The following is a 914-nucleotide window of genomic DNA, read 5'->3' on the forward strand; positions in this document are numbered from 1 at the left end:
ATCACCAACGAGGCCTATCGCTTCATGGTGCTGGAGCAGCTCGCCGAGATCGGCCGCGAAGCCGATGTGCTGCTGGAGCCGATGCGCCGCGACTCCGGGCCCGCGATCGCGGGCGGTGCGGCATTCGCACAGAGCCGTGACGGCGAAGCGATCGTGCTGGCGCTCGCCGCCGACCATCTGGTGCGGGATACGCCGGCCTTCGTCGCCGCATGCCGCGGCGGATTGGTGGCTGCCGAAGCCGGCCGCATCGTGACCTTCGGCGTCAAGCCGGAACGCCCCGCCACCGAATACGGCTATATCAGCCCGGGTGAGGTGGTCGCCGGCGAGGTGCGCGCGGTGGCAAAATTCGTCGAGAAGCCGGATGCCGCGACGGCGGCGGGCTATATCGATGCGGGCTATCTCTGGAACAGCGGTAACTTCATGTTCCGCGCAAGCGTGCTGCTCGACGAGTATCGCAATGTCGATGCCGACAGCATTGCGGCGGTCGAGCAGTCGGTTGCGTCGGCGACGCGCGATCTCGGCTTCGTCAAGCTCGATGCGTCGGCGTTCGGCGCGGCGAAGGCGATCTCGATCGATTACGCCGTGATGGAGAAGACCGCTCATGCCGCAGTGGTGCCGGTGGCGTGCGGCTGGTCCGACATCGGCTCATGGCGTCAGGTCTGGGAGCTCTCCGACAAGGACAGCCTCGGCAACGCGGCGCGCGGCGCGGCGGTGTTCGAGGACTCCCGCAATTGCAACGTCTCGACCGACCGGGCCCTGGTCGCGCTCGAAGGCGTCGACGACCTCGTCGTGGTCGCGACCCAGGACGCCGTACTGGTGTCACGCCAGAAGGACGCCAACGGGCTGAAGCGGCTGGTCGCGAAATTGAAAGTGGCGGCGCCCGGGGTGACCGAGAACCACATCAAGGTGCATCG

The 914-nt window shown here is 67.3% G+C and carries 1 protein-coding gene; it reads left to right on the forward strand.

The window, feature by feature from the left end:
• On the forward strand, positions 1-914 hold a 914-nt coding region (locus BraRD5C2_RS33585; RefSeq protein WP_223975718.1), incomplete at both ends, for a mannose-1-phosphate guanylyltransferase.

Origin of the sequence: Bradyrhizobium sp. RD5-C2 (assembly GCF_019972155.1) — a bacterium.
Taxonomy (GTDB): domain Bacteria; phylum Pseudomonadota; class Alphaproteobacteria; order Rhizobiales; family Xanthobacteraceae; genus Bradyrhizobium.